16 protein-coding genes and 1 tRNA gene are annotated in these 18,034 nt (G+C 64.8%); 4 read left to right on the top strand and 13 right to left on the bottom strand.

The genetic code is table 11. The annotated features are described in order from the left end of the window. Nucleotides 1–88 precede the first annotated feature (88 nt). From rpoB to ACQR1L_RS14865, 9 genes are all read right to left on the bottom strand, one after another. Nucleotides 89–4,207, bottom strand: coding sequence for a DNA-directed RNA polymerase subunit beta (gene rpoB / locus ACQR1L_RS14905; protein ID WP_434858691.1), 4,119 nt, complete (start codon nt 4,205–4,207; stop codon nt 89–91). A gap of 545 nt (nt 4,208–4,752) precedes the next feature. Then, nucleotides 4,753–5,130 carry a 50S ribosomal protein L7/L12 gene (rplL, locus tag ACQR1L_RS14900; protein WP_008963453.1) on the bottom strand — a complete coding sequence of 126 codons (378 nt, stop codon included), beginning with the start codon at nt 5,128–5,130 and terminating at the stop codon, nt 4,753–4,755. Nucleotides 5,131–5,190: 60 nt separating this feature from the next. Beyond that, on the bottom strand, nt 5,191–5,709 hold the full coding sequence (gene rplJ / locus ACQR1L_RS14895) for a 50S ribosomal protein L10 (protein WP_434858690.1): 519 nt from the start codon (nt 5,707–5,709) through the stop codon (nt 5,191–5,193). A 577-nt stretch (nt 5,710–6,286) separates the two neighbouring features. Then, entirely contained in the window at nt 6,287–7,255 is a 969-nt protein-coding gene (locus tag ACQR1L_RS14890) for a 2-hydroxyacid dehydrogenase (RefSeq protein ID WP_434858689.1), read from the bottom strand. Nucleotides 7,256–7,334: 79 nt separating this feature from the next. Further along, nucleotides 7,335–8,027, bottom strand: a complete 693-nt coding sequence (rplA, locus tag ACQR1L_RS14885; RefSeq protein WP_434858688.1) for a 50S ribosomal protein L1 — start codon at nt 8,025–8,027, stop codon at nt 7,335–7,337. A 6-nt stretch (nt 8,028–8,033) separates the two neighbouring features. Continuing rightward, nucleotides 8,034–8,462 (bottom strand): 50S ribosomal protein L11, encoded by a 429-nt coding sequence (gene rplK, locus ACQR1L_RS14880; RefSeq protein WP_006611824.1) that lies wholly within the window; start codon nt 8,460–8,462, stop codon nt 8,034–8,036. Between the two features lie 404 nt (nt 8,463–8,866). Then, nucleotides 8,867–9,424, bottom strand: coding sequence for a transcription termination/antitermination protein NusG (nusG, locus tag ACQR1L_RS14875; RefSeq protein WP_434858687.1), 558 nt, complete (start codon nt 9,422–9,424; stop codon nt 8,867–8,869). Then, complete coding sequence (gene secE, locus ACQR1L_RS14870) at nt 9,424–9,615, bottom strand: preprotein translocase subunit SecE (protein WP_006611822.1); 192 nt, start codon at nt 9,613–9,615, stop codon at nt 9,424–9,426. Before secE ends, nusG begins: the two co-directional genes overlap by 1 nt. Nucleotides 9,616–9,880: 265 nt before the next feature. Further along, on the bottom strand, nt 9,881–10,039 hold the full coding sequence (locus tag ACQR1L_RS14865; protein ID WP_434858686.1) for a hypothetical protein: 159 nt from the start codon (nt 10,037–10,039) through the stop codon (nt 9,881–9,883). Between ACQR1L_RS14865 and ACQR1L_RS14860 the strand changes: the two genes are divergently transcribed. Beyond that, nucleotides 10,038–11,270: an ABC transporter substrate-binding protein gene (locus tag ACQR1L_RS14860; RefSeq protein WP_434858685.1), complete on the top strand. Its 1,233-nt coding sequence runs from the start codon at nt 10,038–10,040 to the stop codon at nt 11,268–11,270. The genes ACQR1L_RS14865 and ACQR1L_RS14860 overlap by 2 nt on opposite strands. A gap of 104 nt (nt 11,271–11,374) precedes the next feature. Here the strand turns inward: ACQR1L_RS14860 and ACQR1L_RS14855 are convergent. Then, nucleotides 11,375–11,450, bottom strand: a tRNA-Trp gene (locus ACQR1L_RS14855). Nucleotides 11,451–11,615: 165 nt separating this feature from the next. On the opposite strand from ACQR1L_RS14855, the gene ACQR1L_RS14850 reads away from it, so the two are divergent. Continuing rightward, nucleotides 11,616–12,848 (top strand): serine hydrolase domain-containing protein, encoded by a 1,233-nt coding sequence (locus ACQR1L_RS14850; protein ID WP_434858684.1) that lies wholly within the window; start codon nt 11,616–11,618, stop codon nt 12,846–12,848. 201 nt (nt 12,849–13,049) lie between these two features. Here ACQR1L_RS14850 and ACQR1L_RS14845 read toward each other — a convergent pair whose 3' ends face one another. Together ACQR1L_RS14845 and ACQR1L_RS14840 are read right to left on the bottom strand one after the other, a co-directional pair. Further along, nucleotides 13,050–13,817, bottom strand: coding sequence for an SDR family NAD(P)-dependent oxidoreductase (locus ACQR1L_RS14845; RefSeq protein WP_006611819.1), 768 nt, complete (start codon nt 13,815–13,817; stop codon nt 13,050–13,052). A gap of 248 nt (nt 13,818–14,065) precedes the next feature. Beyond that, entirely contained in the window at nt 14,066–14,773 is a 708-nt protein-coding gene (locus tag ACQR1L_RS14840) for a histidine phosphatase family protein (protein ID WP_434858683.1), read from the bottom strand. A gap of 144 nt (nt 14,774–14,917) precedes the next feature. Here ACQR1L_RS14840 and ACQR1L_RS14835 point away from each other — a divergent pair, with 144 nt between their 5' ends. Both ACQR1L_RS14835 and ACQR1L_RS14830 read left to right on the top strand, forming a co-directional pair. Continuing rightward, complete coding sequence (locus tag ACQR1L_RS14835) at nt 14,918–15,703, top strand: SDR family NAD(P)-dependent oxidoreductase (protein WP_172108031.1); 786 nt, start codon at nt 14,918–14,920, stop codon at nt 15,701–15,703. A gap of 874 nt (nt 15,704–16,577) precedes the next feature. After that, nucleotides 16,578–16,826, top strand: coding sequence for a hypothetical protein (locus tag ACQR1L_RS14830; RefSeq protein ID WP_434858682.1), 249 nt, complete (start codon nt 16,578–16,580; stop codon nt 16,824–16,826). Here the strand turns inward: ACQR1L_RS14830 and ACQR1L_RS14825 are convergent. Further along, entirely contained in the window at nt 16,823–17,779 is a 957-nt protein-coding gene (locus ACQR1L_RS14825) for a phosphotransferase family protein (RefSeq protein ID WP_434858681.1), read from the bottom strand. The two genes, ACQR1L_RS14830 and ACQR1L_RS14825, sit on opposite strands and share 4 nt — an antisense overlap. Nucleotides 17,780–18,034: the final 255 nt, after the last annotated feature.

Raw genomic sequence — 18,034 nt, 5'->3', positions numbered from 1 at the left:
ATCTCTCTTGAGACGGCGCCCTGCCCGACCCGCGGGAGGAAGGCGCCGGCACCCGGCCGCGCGTGGCGGCCGAGCCATATCTCTTGAACTACTCGGCGGCTTCCGACGTCGGCGCCGGTCCGAGCTTGGAGTTGTGCAGGTCGACGTTGAGGCCGAGCGAGCGCATTTCCTTGACCAGCACGTTGAACGATTCCGGAATACCGGCCTCGAACGTGTCGTCGCCGCGCACGATCGCCTCGTAGACCTTGGTGCGGCCGGCGACGTCGTCCGACTTCACCGTCAGCATCTCCTGCAGCGTGTAGGCCGCGCCATAGGCTTCGAGCGCCCACACCTCCATTTCGCCGAAGCGCTGGCCGCCGAACTGGGCCTTGCCGCCCAGCGGCTGCTGGGTGACCAGCGAGTACGGGCCGATCGAACGCGCGTGGATCTTGTCGTCGACCAGATGGTGCAGCTTCAGCATGTAGATGTAGCCGACGGTGACCTTGCGATCGAACGGGTCGCCGGTGCGGCCGTCATAGACGGTCGACTGGCCGGACGCGTCCATGCCTGCAAGCTTCAGCATCTCCTCGATGTCGCTCTCCTTGGCGCCGTCGAACACCGGGGTGGCGATCGGCACGCCGCGGCTCAGATTGTGACCGAGTTCAAGCAGCTCATTGTCGTTGAGCGTCTTGATGGTCTCGTCCTCGCCGTAGATGCGCTTCAAGGTCTCCTTCAGCGGCTTGACGTCCTGCTTCGACAGATAGGCATCGACCGTCTGGGCGATGCGCTTGCCGAGGCCGGCGCAGGCCCAGCCGAGATGCGTCTCGAGGATCTGACCGACGTTCATGCGCGAGGGCACGCCCAGCGGGTTCAGCACGATGTCCGCATGGGTGCCGTCCTCCAGGAACGGCATATCCTCGATCGGCACGATCTTGGAGACGACGCCCTTGTTGCCGTGACGGCCGGCCATCTTGTCGCCCGGCTGGATCTTGCGCTTCACGGCGACGAAGACCTTGACCATCTTCATCACGCCCGGCGGCAGTTCGTCGCCACGCTGCAGCTTCTCGACCTTGTCGAGGAAGCGCTGTTCAAGCCCCTTCTTCGACTCGTCGTACTGCTTCCGCATGGCCTCGATCTCGGCCATCAGCTTGTCGTTGGCCGAGGCAAACAGCCACCACTGCGACTTCGGATACTCGTCGAGCACCGCGCGGGTGATCTTGGTATCCTTCTTGAAGCCCTTCGGGCCGGAGATGCCCTGGCGGCCATCCAGCATGTCGGCGAGACGGCTGTAGACGTTGCGGTCCAGGATCGCCTGCTCGTCGTCACGGTCCTTGGCGAGACGCTCGATCTCTTCCCGCTCGATCGCCAGCGCACGCTCGTCCTTGTCGACGCCGTGGCGGTTGAACACGCGGACCTCGACGATCGTGCCCTGCACACCGGGAGGAACACGAAGGGAAGTATCGCGAACGTCCGAGGCCTTCTCGCCGAAGATGGCGCGGAGCAGCTTCTCTTCCGGCGTCATCGGGCTTTCGCCCTTCGGCGTGATCTTGCCGACCAGGATGTCGCCGGCGCGCACTTCCGCGCCGATGTAGACGATGCCGGCTTCGTCGAGGTTCTTCAGCGCCTCTTCCGACACGTTCGGAATGTCGCGCGTGATTTCCTCAGGGCCCAGTTTGGTATCGCGGGCCATCACCTCGAACTCCTCGATGTGGATCGAGGTGAAGACGTCTTCCTTCACGATCCGCTCGGAGAGCAGGATCGAGTCTTCGAAGTTGTAGCCGTTCCACGGCATGAACGCGACCAGCACGTTGCGGCCGAGCGCGAGCTCGCCGAGATCGGTCGACGGACCGTCAGCGATGATGTCGCCCTTCTTGACGATGTCGCCGACCTTCACCAGCGGACGCTGGTTGATGCAGGTCGACTGGTTCGAGCGCTGGAACTTCATCAGCCGGTAGATGTCGACGCCCGACTTGGTCGGATCGAGATCTTCCGTGGCGCGGATGACGACGCGGGTCGCGTCGATCTGGTCGATCACGCCCGAGCGGCGCGCCGCGATCGCAGCGCCGGAGTCACGGGCGACCACGCCTTCCATGCCGGTGCCGACGAACGGCGCCTCGGCGCGAACCAGCGGCACCGCCTGGCGCTGCATGTTCGAGCCCATCAGCGCGCGGTTGGCGTCGTCGTTCTCGAGGAACGGGATCAGCGCCGCGGCGACCGAAACCAGCTGCTTCGGCGACACGTCCATGTAGTCGACCTTGTCGGGCGTCATCGGCACGACTTCGCCGGCATGACGGCAGACCACGAGGTCCTCGGTGAAGCGGCCCTTGGCATCGAGCGGCACGTTGGCCTGCGCGACGCGGTAACGCCCCTCCTCCATGGCGGACAGATAAACCACCTCGTCGGTGACGCGGCCGTCCTTGACCTTGCGGTACGGCGTCTCGACGAAGCCATACTTGTTGACGCGGGCGAAGGTCGCCAGCGAGTTGATCAGGCCGATGTTCGGACCTTCCGGCGTCTCGATCGGGCAGATGCGGCCGTAATGCGTCGGATGCACGTCGCGCACCTCGAAGCCGGCGCGCTCGCGGGTCAGACCGCCCGGTCCAAGCGCCGACAGACGGCGCTTGTGGGTGATCTCCGACAGCGGGTTGGTCTGGTCCATGAACTGCGACAGCTGCGACGAGCCGAAGAACTCGCGCACCGCGGCCGCGGCGGGCTTCGCGTTGATCAGGTCCTGCGGCATCACGGTGTCGATGTCGACGCTCGACATGCGCTCCTTGATGGCGCGCTCCATGCGGAGCAGACCGATGCGGTACTGGTTCTCCATCAGCTCGCCGACCGAGCGGACACGGCGGTTGCCGAGATGGTCGATGTCGTCGATCTCGCCCTTGCCGTCGCGCAGGTCGACCAGGGTCTTGATGACCGCCAGGATGTCTTCCTTGCGCAGCGTGCGCTGGGTGTCCGGCGCATCGAGCTCGAGGCGCATGTTCATCTTGACGCGGCCGACCGCGGAGAGGTCGTAGCGCTCGGCATCGAAGAACAGCGACTGGAACATCGCCTGCGCGGAATCGAGCGTCGGCGGCTCACCCGGACGCATCACGCGGTAGATGTCGAACAGCGCGTCCTCACGCGTCATGTTCTTGTCGGCGGACAGCGTGTTGCGGATGTAGGGGCCGACATTGACGTGGTCGATGTCGAGCAGCGGCAGGTCCTTGTAGCCCTGCTCGTTCAGCACCTTGAACAGCTTGTCGGTGATCTCCTCGCCGGCCTCGGCGTAGATCTCGCCGGTCTTCGGGTTGACGAGATCCTCGGCGATGTAGTTGCCGAGCAGCTCCTCATCCGACATGCGCAGCGCCTTCAGCCCCTTCTCCTGGAGCTGGCGGGCGGCACGGACGGTGAGCTTCTTGCCGGCCTCGAGCACGACCTTGCCGGTGTCGGCGTCGATCAGGTCGTTGACGGTCGAGTAGCCGCGGAAACGGTTGGCGTCGAACGGAACGCGCCAGCCTTCCTTGATGCGCTTGTAGATCAGCTTCTTGTAGAAGGTCGCCAGGATCTGCTCGCCGTCGAGGCCGAGCGCGAACATCAGCGACGTCACCGGCAGCTTGCGGCGACGGTCGATGCGCGCGAACACGATGTCCTTGGCGTCGAATTCGATGTCGAGCCAGGAGCCGCGATACGGGATGACGCGGGCGGCGAACAGGAGCTTGCCCGACGAATGGGTCTTGCCCTTGTCGTGGTCGAAGAACACGCCCGGCGAGCGGTGCATCTGCGAGACGATGACGCGCTCGGTGCCGTTGACGATGAAGGTGCCGTTCATGGTCATGAGCGGGATGTCGCCCATGTACACGTCCTGCTCCTTGATGTCCTTGACCGACTTGGCGCCGGTTTCCTCATCGATATCGAACACGATGAGGCGCAAGGTCACCTTGAGCGGGGCAGCGAAGGTCATGCCGCGCTGGCGGCACTCGTCGACGTCGTACTTCGGCGGCTCGAACTCGTAGCGGACGAACTCGAGCATCGAGGTGCCCGAGAAGTCGGAGATCGGGAACACCGAGCGGAACACCGCCTGCAGCCCCTCATCCGGCCGCCCGCCCGTGGGCTCGTCCACCATCAGGAACTGGTCGTAGGACGCCTTCTGAACCTCGATGAGGTTCGGCATCTCCGCGACTTCCTTGATGTGTCCAAAGAACTTGCGAACGCGTTTGCGACCGGTGAATGTCTGCTGCGCCATCGTGGCCTCTCATGTCGTCGCCCGGAGGGGCGATCCTTCCGAAACAGCGGCTGCCACCGCCCTTCCGGGTTGAATTTCGATCCATTTCGAAGGTCTGAGGGACAGAGCGCGGAACGGAAACGTCCCAGATCTGTTCTTCACACCGCCAAAACGCAAAACGACGCGCGAGGCGCGAGGACGCACCCGCTCGTCAGAACCATCTCGTCACGGACTGCAAAAGCCCGAAATTGCCTATCTCCCAACGGCTTACGACGGAAACGCCACTCCATCGTCAAAACCGGCTTTTCGTGCTGCCGACCCAATATGGGTTGACATTAGTCGAGATTCGAGAGCGACGTCCCCAAATCTCCACACTTTTCCGTGTTCGGCCCGCAGCGAAGGTTTCCGTTGCACGCCTTTTGCAACGATTCCGGCCGCTCCGGATACCCCCGCAAACGTCTTTGTCTTTATGATGACCGGGCGATGTTACCACCCGGTCACCGAAATCGTTCGGAAGCGCCTCGCCCGGCCATCAGGCGGCGAGGCGCTCCATCAGGAGCTGCCGATTACTTGAGCTCGACCTTGGCGCCAGCCTTCTCGAGCTGAGCCTTGATCTTGTCGGCCTCTTCCTTGTTGACGCCTTCCTTGAGCGGCTTCGGAGCACCCTCGACGAGGTCCTTGGCTTCCTTCAGGCCCAGGCCGGTGATGGCGCGGACTTCCTTGATGACCTCGATCTTCTTGTCGCCGGCCGAAGCCAGGACAACGGTGAACTCGGTCTTCTCTTCCGCCGGAGCGGCAGCGGCGCCACCAGCGCCCGGAGCGGCGACGGCCACGGCGGCCGCGGCGGACACGCCCCACTTCTCTTCCAGGAGCTTCGCGAGCTCAGCAGCCTCGAGAACGGTGAGGGCCGAGAGGTCGTCGACGATCTTCTGCAGGTCAGCCATTGATGTAGTCCCTTAGTGTGGTTCGGTTCGAAACCAGGTTGTGAGTGTTTGCGAAGGGCGTCAGGCCGCTTCGCCCTTTGAGGCATGAGCCTGAATGACGCGCGCGACCTTGGCCGCGGGAGCGTTGGCGAGCTGGGCCAGCTTGGTCGCCGGAGCCTGGATCAGGCCGACGAGCTTGCCGCGCAGTTCGTCCAGCGACGGCAGCGAGGCGAGAGCCTTCACGCTGTCGACATTCAGGACGGTTGAGCCCATCGAGCCGCCGAGGATGACGAACTTTTCGTTCGCCTTGGCGAATTCGATGGCAACCTTGGGCGCCGCGACTGGATCGTTCGAAGTTGCGATCACGGTCGGCCCCTTCAACAGGGGACCGATGCCGACGACGTCCGTGCCTTCAAGAGCAATTTTGGCGAGACGGTTCTTCGAGACCTTCACCGACGCGCCAGCCTGCTTCATCTGCGAACGCAGCTTCTGCATCTGGGCCACGGTGAGGCCGGAATAGTGAGCGACGACCGCGACGCCCGTGGTCTTGAAGACCTCGTGCAGTTCTTCGACCGCCTCTTTCTTTGCCGCTCGTTCCACAGCAAGCTCTCTCCGGTTGGCGGCCTTCGCCCGAAAGCGGGACCGCCGGGTTAAACCCGCCGCCCGCCAAACCTGACCTCTGGACCGATGACCCCGAGGACACGCAAGGCAAAACGGCGATGAATAGCCTGCCCTTCCGCGCGCCTTGCGGCACGGGGAGTGTCGAGGTTCGAACCAAACCTGCATGCCACCACGACAAAGCGCAGAGGACATGCCGAAATCCGGTCTTCACCCGTCTATGCAGGCTGAATGATTAAGCCCTTGAGGAAATTGGATTTCCGCGCCGGCGCCTGCAGTCTCGGACAGGATTCGAGGGGATCGGCGGACCGACCTCCCCTGCGGCCTTCGAAAGCAGAAAGTTCCTTCTTCCTTTCGAGTCATCCGAATGGATATCCTCAAAAGGAATGCTGGCTCTCTCCAGGTCTTTCGGAATGCGCGCACAGGCGCGCCAGCAACAGCCGGCCCGCCTGGAAGACGGTTCTTTAACGGGTCGATGGCGACTTGCCAAGACCCCCAGGGCAAAATTCGCACCAGTTGTGGGCGCGGACGCACCTCTGCGCGCAGCTCTTAAAGTCGTTTATGAGCCCGCCGAGGACGCGGATACCGCGTAAGGCAGCTTCTCGCCGGCGAAGAAGGCCGTGAGATTGGCCACCACGCACGCCTGCATCGCCACATGCGACTCGCGGGTGTTACCGCCGATATGGGGCGTCACTACGACGTTCGGAAGCGCCGTCAGTTCATCCGGAGCATGAGGTTCCGTCTCGAACACGTCGAGCCCGGCGCCGGCGATGGTGCCGTCCTTCAGTGCGGCCACCAGCGCCTGCTCGTCGATGACCGAGCCCCGCGAGATGTTGACGACATGGCCATCCGTGCCGAGTTTCTTCAGCAGATCCGCATTGACCACGTGGGTCGTCTCGGCACTCGCGCGAACCGCGACCATCAGCACGGTGCACCATTCGGCGAGCGCCCCGAGGCTCGGGAAGTATGTGTACGGCAGCCCGTCGTAGCGGGTGCGGCTGAAGTAGCCGACGTCGCTTTCGAACGCCGCGACACGCGCGGCGATCTTGCGGCCGATCTCGCCCATGCCGTAGATGCCGACCTTGCAGCCGGCCAAGCTCGGCGGCGGCTTCATCAGCGGCGACGGCTTGGCGCCGGCCCAGCCACCGTCGCGGACGTAAGCGTCGGCGACCATCAGCCGCCGCGTGCTCGCGAGCATCAGCATGACCGCGACATCGGCGACCGCCGCAGCATTGGCGCCGGGACTGTGCCCTACCGCGATGTTGCGCGCCGCCGCCGCCTCCAGGTCGACGCCGTCATAGCCGGTGCCGTAGCAGACGATCGCCCCCAGCGCCGGCAGCCGGTCCATCTCGGCAGCCCCCAACCGCGTGGCGCCCGCCGTGAGCAGCGCGCGGACCTGCGCCACCTCCTCCACCGCAAACACCTCGTCCGCCGGCCTGCCACCGGTGTCGAGCAGGTCGAAGCGGTCGGCGAAGCGCTGGGTGAGGGATTTGGGGAAGCGGGAATAGATCAGGACCTTGTCGGGCATCGCGGCTGCGGACTCCAAAATGCGAAGGGCGGGATCGATCAACGATCCCGCCCTTGCTGTCTAACCTATGCGAGGCCGCTTACGCGAGCACGGTGCCCGGCTCGACCTTGACGCCCGGGCCCATCGTCGAGGACACCGCAACGCGCTGGACGTAGGTGCCCTTGGCGCCCGCCGGCTTGGCCTTCACGACCGCGTCCGCCAGCGCCTTGATGTTCTCGACCAGCTTGTCCTCGGCGAACGAGGCCTTGCCGACGCCGGCCTGGATGATGCCGGCCTTCTCGACGCGGAACTCGACCGAGCCGCCCTTGGCACCCTTGACGGCGCCGGCGACGTCCATGGTCACGGTCCCGATCTTCGGGTTCGGCATCATGCCGCGCGGACCGAGCACCTTACCGAGACGGCCGACCAGCGGCATCATGTCGGGGGTGGCGATACAACGGTCGAAGTCGATGTTGCCGTTCTGCACCTTCTCGACCAGGTCCTCCGCGCCGACCACGTCCGCACCGGCGGCCTTGGCCTCCTCGGCCTTGGCGCCGCGGGCGAACACGCCGACGCGCAAGGTACGGCCGGTGCCGTTCGGCAGCATCACGACGCCACGGACCATCTGGTCGGCGTGACGCGGATCGACGCCGAGGTTGATCGCGACCTCGATGGTCTCGTCGAACTTCGAGGTGGCGCGCTCCTTGATCATCTTGATCGCATCAGCAAGCGGGTAGAGCTTGGTGCGGTCGACGCCCTCGCGGGCCTTCTTCAAACGCTTTCCGAGTGCCATGGCCGCTTACCCCGCAACTTCCAGACCCATCGAGCGGGCAGAGCCCTCGACCATCTTCATGGCCGACTCGATCGAGTCGCAATTCAGGTCCTTCATCTTCTTCTCGGCGATCTCGCGCACCTGCGCCTTGGTCACCTTGCCGGCCTTGTCGCGACCCGGGGCCTTGGAGCCCGACTGGATCTTGGCGGCCTGCTTGAGGAAGAAGGACATCGGCGGGGTCTTCATCTCGAAGGTGAAGGACCGGTCCGCGTAAATGGTGATGACCACCGGGATCGGGGTGTTCTTCTCTTCCTTCTGGGTCTGCGCGTTGAACGCCTTGCAGAACTCCATGATGTTGAGACCGCGCTGACCGAGCGCGGGGCCGATCGGGGGCGACGGGTTCGCCGCGCCGGCCGGGACCTGAAGCTTCAGGTAACCGGTTACTTTCTTTGCCATTGTGATTCTCCAACGCGTTCGCGCTTTTTGCCTGATGCGAACGCACCGCCCTCCGGGCGACAAAACCCTTTGGGCGAGGTTTGGGACCGTGGTCCGGCGCGCTTTATTCCGGCTGGCAAAGCCGGCCGCGCCTCCCACGAACGAAATCGCCCCCCATTCGGGGAGCGACGCGCGCCCGATACACGAGATCGGACGAAAAGGAAAGGGTCGAGCCGAAGCTCTCTCCTCCCGTCATTCCGGGGCGCCCGCGAGGGCGAGCCCGGAATCCATAGTCACAGGATGCCATTTGAGGCACCCAGGAAGTGGCAGATCGCCGTCCCACACCCGCCTGGGGTTATGGATTCCGGGCTCAGCCCTTTCGGGCTGCCCCGGAATGACGGCGGAGAGACCGAGGATCGCCGGCCCTAGCCGACCACCTTCTCGACCTGGTTGAATTCCAGTTCGACCGGGGTGGCGCGGCCGAAGATCGACACCGCGACCTTCACGCGCGAACGGGCCTCGTCGATTTCCTCGACCACGCCGGAGAACGAGGCGAACGGGCCGTCGGCGACGCGGACGTTCTCGCCGATCTCGAACGACACCGACGATTTCGGCCGCTCCACGCCTTCCTGCATCTGGTTCAGGATGCGCATCGCCTCGCCTTCGGAGATCGGCATCGGCTTGTTCTCGGCGCCGAGGAAGCCGGTCACCTTGGGCGTGTTCTTGATCAGATGAAACGCCTCGTCGGTCAGCTTCATCTTCACCAGCACGTAGCCGGGGAAGAACTTGCGCTCGGCGTTGATCTTGCGGCCGCGGCGCACCTCGGTGACGTTCTCGATCGGCACCAGCACCTGCTCGAACAGCTCTTCGAGATTGCGCTGCTTGGCCTGCTCGCGGATCGACTCCGCGACCTTCTTCTCGAAGTTCGAATAGGCGTGGACGATGTACCAGCGCTTGTCGGACGAATGAGTTGCGGTTGCCATCAGTGGATGCCCAGCACGAGGGTGATGAGATAACGGATGATCTGATCGGCGGCAAAGAAGAACACCGAGGCCAGCGCCACCATCACGAACACCATGATCGTGGTGATGGTGACCTCGCGACGGCTCGGCCACGAGACCTTGGCGGTCTCCGAGCGCACTTCCTGCAGGAATTTGAACGGGCTTGTAGCCATCGTCAGGGGTCCTCGTCCGTCATCGGACGATTGAAGAGTTGACTGGGAAAACCGAACAGCCGACCGCTGCCCACCCTCTTGTCGGAGAGATGAGCCGGAAACCACGGGCTCGCTTGTTCGGGGAGTGAAAAGCCGCGCCGGATATCCGCTGTCCGCGGGCCGGCTGCAGGTCTCCGATATCTACTGTCGGACCGGCCCGAGGTCAAGATATGGGCAGGCCGGGTGTCCCCGGTCATATCAGCGGCACAGCCTCGACGGCTCCGCTTTACGCCGGTTTTTCGCGCCACGGCAGGCCATTTCCGCACCACGGCAGGTTGAGCAGGTGCCGCGACGAAATGCCCGGGATGGAAGGTTTCCAGCCCTTGCCGCGCCTGCGACGCCCGCTCATGCTCGCGGGCACAAGAACAATCAGGAGGAAACCCATGACCTTTGCCACGGGCAAGGGACGGACGCGCCTTGCCGCCGTCGGTCTCGTTGCCGGCCTTGCCGCCCTCACCCTGACCGCCGTCCCTGCCCGCGCCCAGGCGCCGCTCAAGATCGGCGTGCTCGGCGACTTCTCGTCGGTCTATTCGGACATCGGCGGCCAGGGCAATCTCGAGGCGACCAAGCTTGCGGTCGAGGAGTTCGGCGGCACCATGTTCGGCAAGCCGATCGAGGTGATCAGCGCCGATCCGCAGAACAAGGCCGACATCGCCGCCTCGATCTCGCGCAAATGGTACGAGAACGAAGCCGTCGACATGATCATCGACATGCCGACCTCGGCGACCGCGCTCGCCGGCATGGAGATGTCGAAGCAGTTCGAGAAGATCATGATCGTGACGGACGCGGCGAGCTCCGACATCACCGGCAAATCCTGCTCGCCCTATACCCTGCACTGGACCTACGACACCTACGGCAACGCCCACACCGTCGGTCAGGCCATCGTCAAGAATGGCGGCGACAGCTGGTTCTTCATCACCGCGGACTATCTGTTCGGCCACTCGATCGAGCGCGACACCGGCGACGTCGTCCGCGCGGCCGGCGGCAGGGTGGTCGGCAGCGCCCGGCATCCCCTCAACAACCAGGACTTCTCGTCCTTCCTGCTGCAGGCGCAGGCCAGCAAGGCCAAGATCATCGGCATGGCCAATGGCGGCGGCGACACCATCAACACCATCAAGCAGGCGGCCGAGTTCGGCATCGTCGCCGGCGGCCAGAACCTCGCGGGCATCGTGATGTTCATCTCGGACATCCACAGCCTCGGCCTGAAGCTGGCGCAGGGCCTGATCATCACCGAGGCCTACTACTGGGACCTCAACGACCGCACCCGCGCCTTCGGCAAGAGGTTCTTCGACAAGATGAAGCGGATGCCGACCATGAACCAGGCGGCGACCTACAGCGCCACGCTGCATTACCTCAACGCGGTCAAGGCCGCCGGTACCCGCGACACCAAGCCGGTGCTCGCCAAGATGCGCGAGACCCCCGTGCGCGACGCCTTCACCGACAACGGCATCGTCCGCGAGGACGGCCGCATGGTGCACTCGATGTTCCTGTTCGAGGTCAAGAAGCCGGAGGAATCGAAGGGCCCGTGGGACTATTACAAGGTGCTGGCGGAGGTGCCCGGCGACCAGGCGTTCCGGCCGCTGAAGGACGGCAATTGTCCTTACGTAAAACAATAAGGACCCGCCAAAACGCATTCGGGGCTCGCGCATCGCGGGCCCCGGGCAAATTGTCTTCGTCGATTTTGGTGTTAAGTGCTTGATCTCGCTGGCAGCTGCCTCGCTGGCAGGAGTGGAGAGGCTCGAACTCCCAACCCCCGGTTTTGGAGACCGGTGCTCTACCAATTGAGCTACACTCCTAGCGAGCCGGGACAGTGTCGCCGGTTCGGGCGCTTTCAAGCATAGACCTCCCCCCCAATGCAAGGGTGCATTGGGGCAAATCGACTGGTCAGACCACAACTTCCACGCCAGACTTGATGCAAACCGACAACATTGCCCAAGACAACACTGCCCAAGGGAGAGCCCATGACCCCGTCCCCCGCCCCCAGCATGCCGCTGTCTGCGCTCCGCTCCCTGAGCCCGCCGCTGCCGGATGACCGGCCGGAGGCGCTCGGCCTCTCCGCGGCGCGGTTGCAGCGGGCGTCGGATGCGTTCAAGCGCGAGGCGGACAAGGGAACCATCCCCGGGGCCACCCTGCTGGTCGGCCGGCGCGGCCGGATCGGCTGGTTCGACGCCATCGGCCGGCAGGCGCCCGATGCGGACACGCCTATGCGGCCCGATTCGCTGTTCCGCATCTTCTCGATGACCAAGCCGATCGTCTCGCTCGGGATCATGATGCTGGCCGAGGACGGCGATCTCTTGCTGTCCGACCCCGTTGCAAAATTCATCCCGGAGTTCGGCGACCAGAAGGTCGGGATCGATAATGGCGGCAAGCTTGAGCTCGTGCCTGTCGCCCAGCCGATGACGGTGCAGGACCTGCTGCGCCACACCTCGGGTCTCGCCTATGAGCACACCGGCACCGGGCCGGTGCACCAGCTCTACCAGCAGTCGCGGGTGCGCAGCCGCAAGATCAGCAACGCCGAGCACGCCGCGATCGTCGCCGGCCTGCCGCTGATCTGCCAGCCCGGCGCGGAGTTCAATTACAGCCGCTCGACCGACATTCTCGGCCGGATCATCGAGGTCGTTTCGGGCCAATCGCTCGGCGCATTCCTCTCCGGGCGCATTCTGTCTCCGCTCGGCATGAACGAGACCGGCTTCTTCACCAGCGAGGCCAATGCCGGCCGGCTGGCCGAGCCGTTTGCCAAGGACCCGTGGACCGGCGAGGCCGTCAATCTGTTCAAGATGACCGAGCAGCCGGTGATGGAATCCGGCGGCGGCGGCCTGGTCGCGACCACCATGGACTACGCGCGGTTCTGCGCGATGCTGCTCAACAAGGGCAGCCTCGACGGCACCAGGCTGGTCGGCCGCAAGACGCTGGAGCTGATGGCTTCCGATCATCTCGGCCCCGAGGTGAAGACGGTCGGCACCCTGCTGTCGCCTGGTCACGGCTTCGGCCTCGGCTTCGCCGTCCGTCGCAACGCCGGCATCGCCCCCTTCCCCGGTTCGCCCGGCACCTTCTTCTGGAGCGGCATCGCCGGCACGTTCTTCTGGATCGACCCGAAGGAGGAGCTGTTCTGCGTGTTCATGGCCCAGGCCCCGGGGCAGCGCGACTATCTGCGCACGCTGGTGCGCGACGTCGTGTACGCGGCGGTGGAGTGAGGCGGCTACGTCGTATGCCCGGATCTGGCGACACCCACCATCGTCATCCCGGCGAACGCCGGGATCCATACCGCGTGATCTGTCGAGGGATGTCACTGCCAATCACCTGCCTCACCACAGCCGGGGGTTATGGGTCCCGGCGTTCGCCGGGACGACAGTGGTGGGTGTGGCGGCACCGCCGGTCAAACGCGTCGTCCGACCTCAACTGATCGTCGCGCCGCCGTCGATCACCATGGTCTGGCCGGTCATGAAGTTGCCCGCCGCCGAGCCCAGGAACACCGCGGCGCCCGCGATCTCGTCGGGAATGCCGATGCGCAAGAGCGGCGAGCGGGCGGTGGAGGCCTTCAGGTTGTCCGGATTGTCCCACAACGCCTTGGCGAAGTCGGTCTTGATCAGGCCGGGCGCGATGCAGTTTACGCGCACATTGTGCGGGCCGTATTCGCAGGCGAGATTTCGCGCGAGCTGCATGTCAGCGGCCTTGGAGATCGCATAGGCGCCGAGGATGGTTGAGCCCTTCAGGCCGCCGATCGACGAGACGATGATGATCGAGCCATCCTTGCGCGCGATCATCTGCGGCACGACCATGCTGATCAGCCAGTTGTTGGCGACGATGTTGTTGTCGAGGATCTTGCGGAACTGATCGTCGGAGATGCCGGCCAGCGGGCCGTAGTATGGATTTGATGCGGCGTTACAGACCAGCACGTCGATCTGGCCGTAGATGCGGTTGGCCTCGTCGACGAGGTTCTGCAAATTTTCCTTGCTGGAGATGTTGGCGGCGACCGCCGCCGCCGTGCCTGCACCGAAGCGCTCGTTGATCTCCTTGGCGACGGCATCGCAGACGTCGGCCTTGCGCGACGAGATCACCACCTTGGCACCGTGCTCCGCCATACGCTCGGCGATGGCGAGCCCGATGCCGCGGGTCGATCCGGTGATGACGGCCACCTTGCCGGTCATGTCGAACAGGGTCATGGGAGTCCTCCTGGTTGTTGTTAGGTAGTTATCGGGGCGACATTTGTCGTGAGGCGGATGGAAGCCGTTCCACCCACCGCCGTCATGCTCCGCGCAGGCGGAGCATCCAGTACGCTGCGGCGGTCATGAGACCCGGGAGGCCGGCGTGTACTGGATCGTCCGCCTCCGCGGACGATGACAGTTGAATGTGCGGGTGCACTGAGAGGCTCACCACCCATATTCAACCTGTCGAACACCCACGCGTCTCCTCACGCCAGCTTGCTCGTCGTGACCTCCGGCCCGGCCGGCTGATGCATCGCCTTGTGTGCGGCATCGGCGATCCAGGGCTGCTGGTTGACCATCGGCAGGCGCCACGTGCTGACGTCGCCGGCGACGATGTGGTCAAGCCTCGTCACCGAGCAATTGTCGATGTCGAACGCCAGCCCCTTCTCGACGAGGCCGCCAAGCGCCAGGCCGACCGCGGCCTTGATCGTGCCGCCATGGCCGACCGCGATGACGTCGCGGCCGGCTTCGGCCACCGTGATCCGCCCGATCGCCGCCGTGACGCGCGTGTACAGATCCATGTAGCTCTCGCCGCCCGGCGCGGGCTCGTCGATCGCGGCGAACCAATGGCTGCCTGCCGGGCGGCTCGCCAGGAACGCGGCGCGGTTCATGCCCTGCCATTGGCCGAGATGCTGCTCGGCAAAGGCGGCTTCCTTGATCATCGTATCGGGCTGTGGAAACCCGGCGGCCCAGATCGCCTCCGCGGTCTGATGCGTGCGCATCAGATTGCTCGCATACCACACCGCGCTACGCGGCAGGATTTTTGCGACCGCCTCGAACACCTCGCGATCCCCCGTGTCGCAGGCGATGTCCGACTGGCCATAGATGTTGCCGCCGTCGCTGCGCACCGGCGCGTGGCGCACCCACCACCAGCGCGTGGTGACCACAGAAGGCTTGCTTCCATCACTCGTCATCGCTCACCCTTCCCTCTGCCGGTCTCTCGCTGTACGTGAAGGCATCAGTCGTCTCAAGCCGCTTGCCGATCCCGGCACGTTTGAAACGGCGTTTGAATTCCGTTGCGCGGCACGCAACTGATCACAACGACAACAGGAGGAAACATGGGCCGCCTCGAAGGCAAATCCGTCATCATCACCGGCGCCGGCAGCGGCATCGGCCGCGCGGCATCCCTGATGTTCACGAAGGAAGGCGCGCGGCTGATCGCGGTCGATCGCAGCGAGGCCGTCAAGGAGACGGTCGAGATGGTCAAGCAGCAGGGCGGCATCGCCGAGGCCGTGCTCGCCGACGCCGGCTCCGAGGCCGATGTCTCCGGCTTCATCGATCGCGCGGTCGCGACCTACGGCAAGCTCGACGTGATCTGGGCCAATGCCGGCATCTCCGGCGGGCTGAAGCCGATCGCCGAGCAGACCGTCGAGCATTGGCAGGAAATCCTGCGCATCAATCTGATCGGCCCGTTCCTGGCGGTCAAATACGCCATGCCGCACATGGTGCGGCAGCAGCGCGGCGCGATCGTCTGCACGGCCTCGGTTGCCGGCCTGAAGTCCGGCGCCTCGGGCCATCCCTACGCGGCGAGCAAGGCCGGCGTCATCAGCCTGGTGCAGACCACGGCCTATTCGCTGTCCGGCACCGGCGTGCGCATCAATGCGGTCTGCCCCGGCCTGATCGAGACCGGCATGACCAAGCCGATCTTCGATGGCGCCAAGGAGCGCGGCACCGAGGGCAAGATCGGCCAGCTCAATCCCTTGAAGCGCGCCGGCCAGCCGCACGAGATCGCCGCCATGGCCCTGTTCCTCGCCAGCGACGAAGCCTCCTACGTCAACGGCCAGGCGTTCCCGGTCGACGGCGGCCTGACGGCCTCGATGCCATATGCGGGGAAGCCGATCTAGTTGAGCCACCGCTCCGTCCACCAGCGTCGTCCCGGCGAACGCCGGGACCCATAGCCACCGGCCGGAATGAGGCAGGCAACCTACAGTGACATCCCTCGATAGATCACGCGGTATGGGTCCCCGCGTCCGCGGGGACGACAGCGGAGGCTGTGGCGCGCAGCGGTGGTCAGGGGGCAGCACTCGCGCGGCAACAAAGGTTGTCGTCCCGGCGAACGCCGGGACCCATACCCCCAGGGAGCGGTTTGAGGCAGGCTGGTCATTGGCTTTTTGCCCAACAGTTCTGCTGCGGCGTATGGATCCCGGCTCTGCGCACCGCCAGCGCGTTCGCGCTGCCGGTGCTTGGCCGGGATGACGGTGTGTGTTGTGAACGTCATCGCGAGCGCAGCGACGCGATCCAGAGTTTTCGCCTGAGCCCTGGATTGCTTCCGCCTTCGCTCTTCGAGCTACGGCGGACAAGTCGCTGCGCTCGCAATGACGGAGTGAAATCATGCAGATTTGTTCCCGCGGCGCATCCACGCCCGAGTGATCCTGATAGTCACCGCCCCTCGCAATCGAAGGGCGCAGGGAAGGCCAGGCGTCGGCTGACGCCTGCGGCCCGCCTGCGAGAAAAAATGCAGGCGGCAGGTACCACAGGTGCAGCCGGACAACACCCGGCCTTCCCTGCGCGATGGTCTTCACGCTTATACGCAGTCTGCCTGGTGCGCCGGGCTTGTTGGCCACCATGGCTCGCGCGGCGCGCATGCGCCGTCACGAACGTAGCACCAGCATCGGGGTGCCAGCACGCTGCGACTTCACGTCCGCGCCCTGCCGTTCGTCCGCGTAGCCAGGCTACGATGCGACAGGATCGCGGCCACCGCTCCCCGCCCCGCGTGTCGTGACGATCGCGCGCAACGCCCCTTCGGTGGGACGGGATGCGCGTATCAAATCATGTTATTCGGAAAAACGAAAGCTGAATTTTTCAGCCATCGGGGCTGAACGAGACGATCATATTGACCGCGCTCGCGATCTTTCTTCATCGGCGGCGATGATTTCAGTGACGGCCAGGGCCTTCGCGACGGCCTTCAGCGCCGGTTTCACACATGCCGATTTGCCCGACGAGCACGCGTCGACCGAACGGACCTAGCCGCTCGCAAGGCGTTCGAGATCCTCCATGACCGGCGGAAGCTTCTCGTCCGCCCCGAACTGCCGATACCAGCACCACAGCTCCAGCGAGAACAGCAGACGATAGATCGCGAGCGTCGGCTCGGCCGCCCTTCGGCTCATCGGACCATAGCCATCCAGAAACGCCTCGCGCTGCGCGGGCGAGAGATAGTAGATCGCTTTGGCGACATCCTTGAGCGGATCGCCGGCCAGCGCGCCCTCGAAATCGACGACACCGGTGAGCTCGACCCGGCCGCTGTTGACACGCGCGAGCACGTTCCCAGGATGGAGATCGTTGTGGCACAGCACCGGCGCACCGCAGGCCGCGAACAGATCGCTCGCGTCGGCCACACGGCTCGCGATGCGCGCGGCGAGATCAGTCGCTCCGCCGCGATTGCGAAACTCTGCCAGCTTCCGTTCGAACTGAGAGCTGAGATAGCTGCGATTGTCGGCGCGGCCCGCCATGATGCCGTCGGCGCCGATATAGCCGAACGCATCCATCGCAATGTCGTGAAACGCACGCGACAACCGGCCAACCTGCTCGAACGCTGCACGCCGCTCCGAGGCCGGCAACGCCTCCTCGAGCGGACCGAGCGGTTCACCGTCGAGCCGGCTCATGAGGACGTAGTCCAGACCGATCAGCTCGCGCGAGGCGTCCGCCGCGCGCAGCAGCGGCGCCGGCACCGGCAGACGATCCCGGACCAGATCGAGCAGCCGCGCCTCCTTGCGCATCTTCCAGCTCATGCTGTCGGGATAGATCTTCAGCACCAGCGACGGCTGGTCGCCTCGTAGAGCCAGCGCATATACGGCACTGATCTCGCCACCATACAGCAGCGACACCGAGGCAACCCGCGCGTCGATGTCAGCGCGCGCCAGCATTGCATCGGCGGTTGCGTCATCGACCACGAGATTGGGCCCGATCGAAAGCGGCGACATGGCGACAAGGCTCCGCTCGCGGGACATTCTGCGAGATGGCATGCGACGTCGTTTGCCTAACTGCGCGCGCCCGTCGCGGTCAAGCTCCCGGCAGGCAGGTCCATGCGTCGGCGGACCTCCCGTGTCGAGGGAGGCTGCGGCGAGACCATCACGTCGCCGCGAGCCCCGATCGGGTTCACGCATGTCTACCCCACTGAATGGCGTTTTTTTCCGCGGAAGTCCTCGAACCGAGCTCTGCAAGCCGCCGTCGAACCT

The organism is Bradyrhizobium sp. HKCCYLR20261 (assembly GCF_051168435.1).
Taxonomy (GTDB): domain Bacteria; phylum Pseudomonadota; class Alphaproteobacteria; order Rhizobiales; family Xanthobacteraceae; genus Bradyrhizobium.
This window is presented reverse-complemented; position numbering and strand designations above follow the sequence as displayed.

Excerpts from the sequence above, each read along its gene's own strand:
- rpoB (WP_434858691.1), bottom strand. The coding sequence starts at position 4,207 with ATGGCGCAGCAGACATTCACCGGTCGCAAACGCGTTCGCAAGTTCTTT.
- rplL (WP_008963453.1), bottom strand. The coding sequence starts at position 5,130 with ATGGCTGACCTGCAGAAGATCGTCGACGACCTCTCGGCCCTCACCGTT.
- ACQR1L_RS14890 (WP_434858689.1), bottom strand. The coding sequence starts at position 7,255 with ATGCCCGACAAGGTCCTGATCTATTCCCGCTTCCCCAAATCCCTCACC.
- rplA (WP_434858688.1), bottom strand. The coding sequence starts at position 8,027 with ATGGCACTCGGAAAGCGTTTGAAGAAGGCCCGCGAGGGCGTCGACCGC.
- rplK (WP_006611824.1), bottom strand. The coding sequence starts at position 8,462 with ATGGCAAAGAAAGTAACCGGTTACCTGAAGCTTCAGGTCCCGGCCGGC.
- nusG (WP_434858687.1), bottom strand. The coding sequence starts at position 9,424 with ATGGCAACCGCAACTCATTCGTCCGACAAGCGCTGGTACATCGTCCAC.
- secE (WP_006611822.1), bottom strand. The coding sequence starts at position 9,615 with ATGGCTACAAGCCCGTTCAAATTCCTGCAGGAAGTGCGCTCGGAGACC.
- ACQR1L_RS14860 (WP_434858685.1), top strand. The coding sequence starts at position 10,038 with ATGACCTTTGCCACGGGCAAGGGACGGACGCGCCTTGCCGCCGTCGGT.
- ACQR1L_RS14865 (WP_434858686.1), bottom strand. The coding sequence starts at position 10,039 with ATGGGTTTCCTCCTGATTGTTCTTGTGCCCGCGAGCATGAGCGGGCGT.
- ACQR1L_RS14850 (WP_434858684.1), top strand. The coding sequence starts at position 11,616 with ATGACCCCGTCCCCCGCCCCCAGCATGCCGCTGTCTGCGCTCCGCTCC.
- ACQR1L_RS14845 (WP_006611819.1), bottom strand. The coding sequence starts at position 13,817 with ATGACCCTGTTCGACATGACCGGCAAGGTGGCCGTCATCACCGGATCG.
- ACQR1L_RS14840 (WP_434858683.1), bottom strand. The coding sequence starts at position 14,773 with ATGACGAGTGATGGAAGCAAGCCTTCTGTGGTCACCACGCGCTGGTGG.
- ACQR1L_RS14835 (WP_172108031.1), top strand. The coding sequence starts at position 14,918 with ATGGGCCGCCTCGAAGGCAAATCCGTCATCATCACCGGCGCCGGCAGC.
- ACQR1L_RS14825 (WP_434858681.1), bottom strand. The coding sequence starts at position 17,779 with ATGTCGCCGCTTTCGATCGGGCCCAATCTCGTGGTCGATGACGCAACC.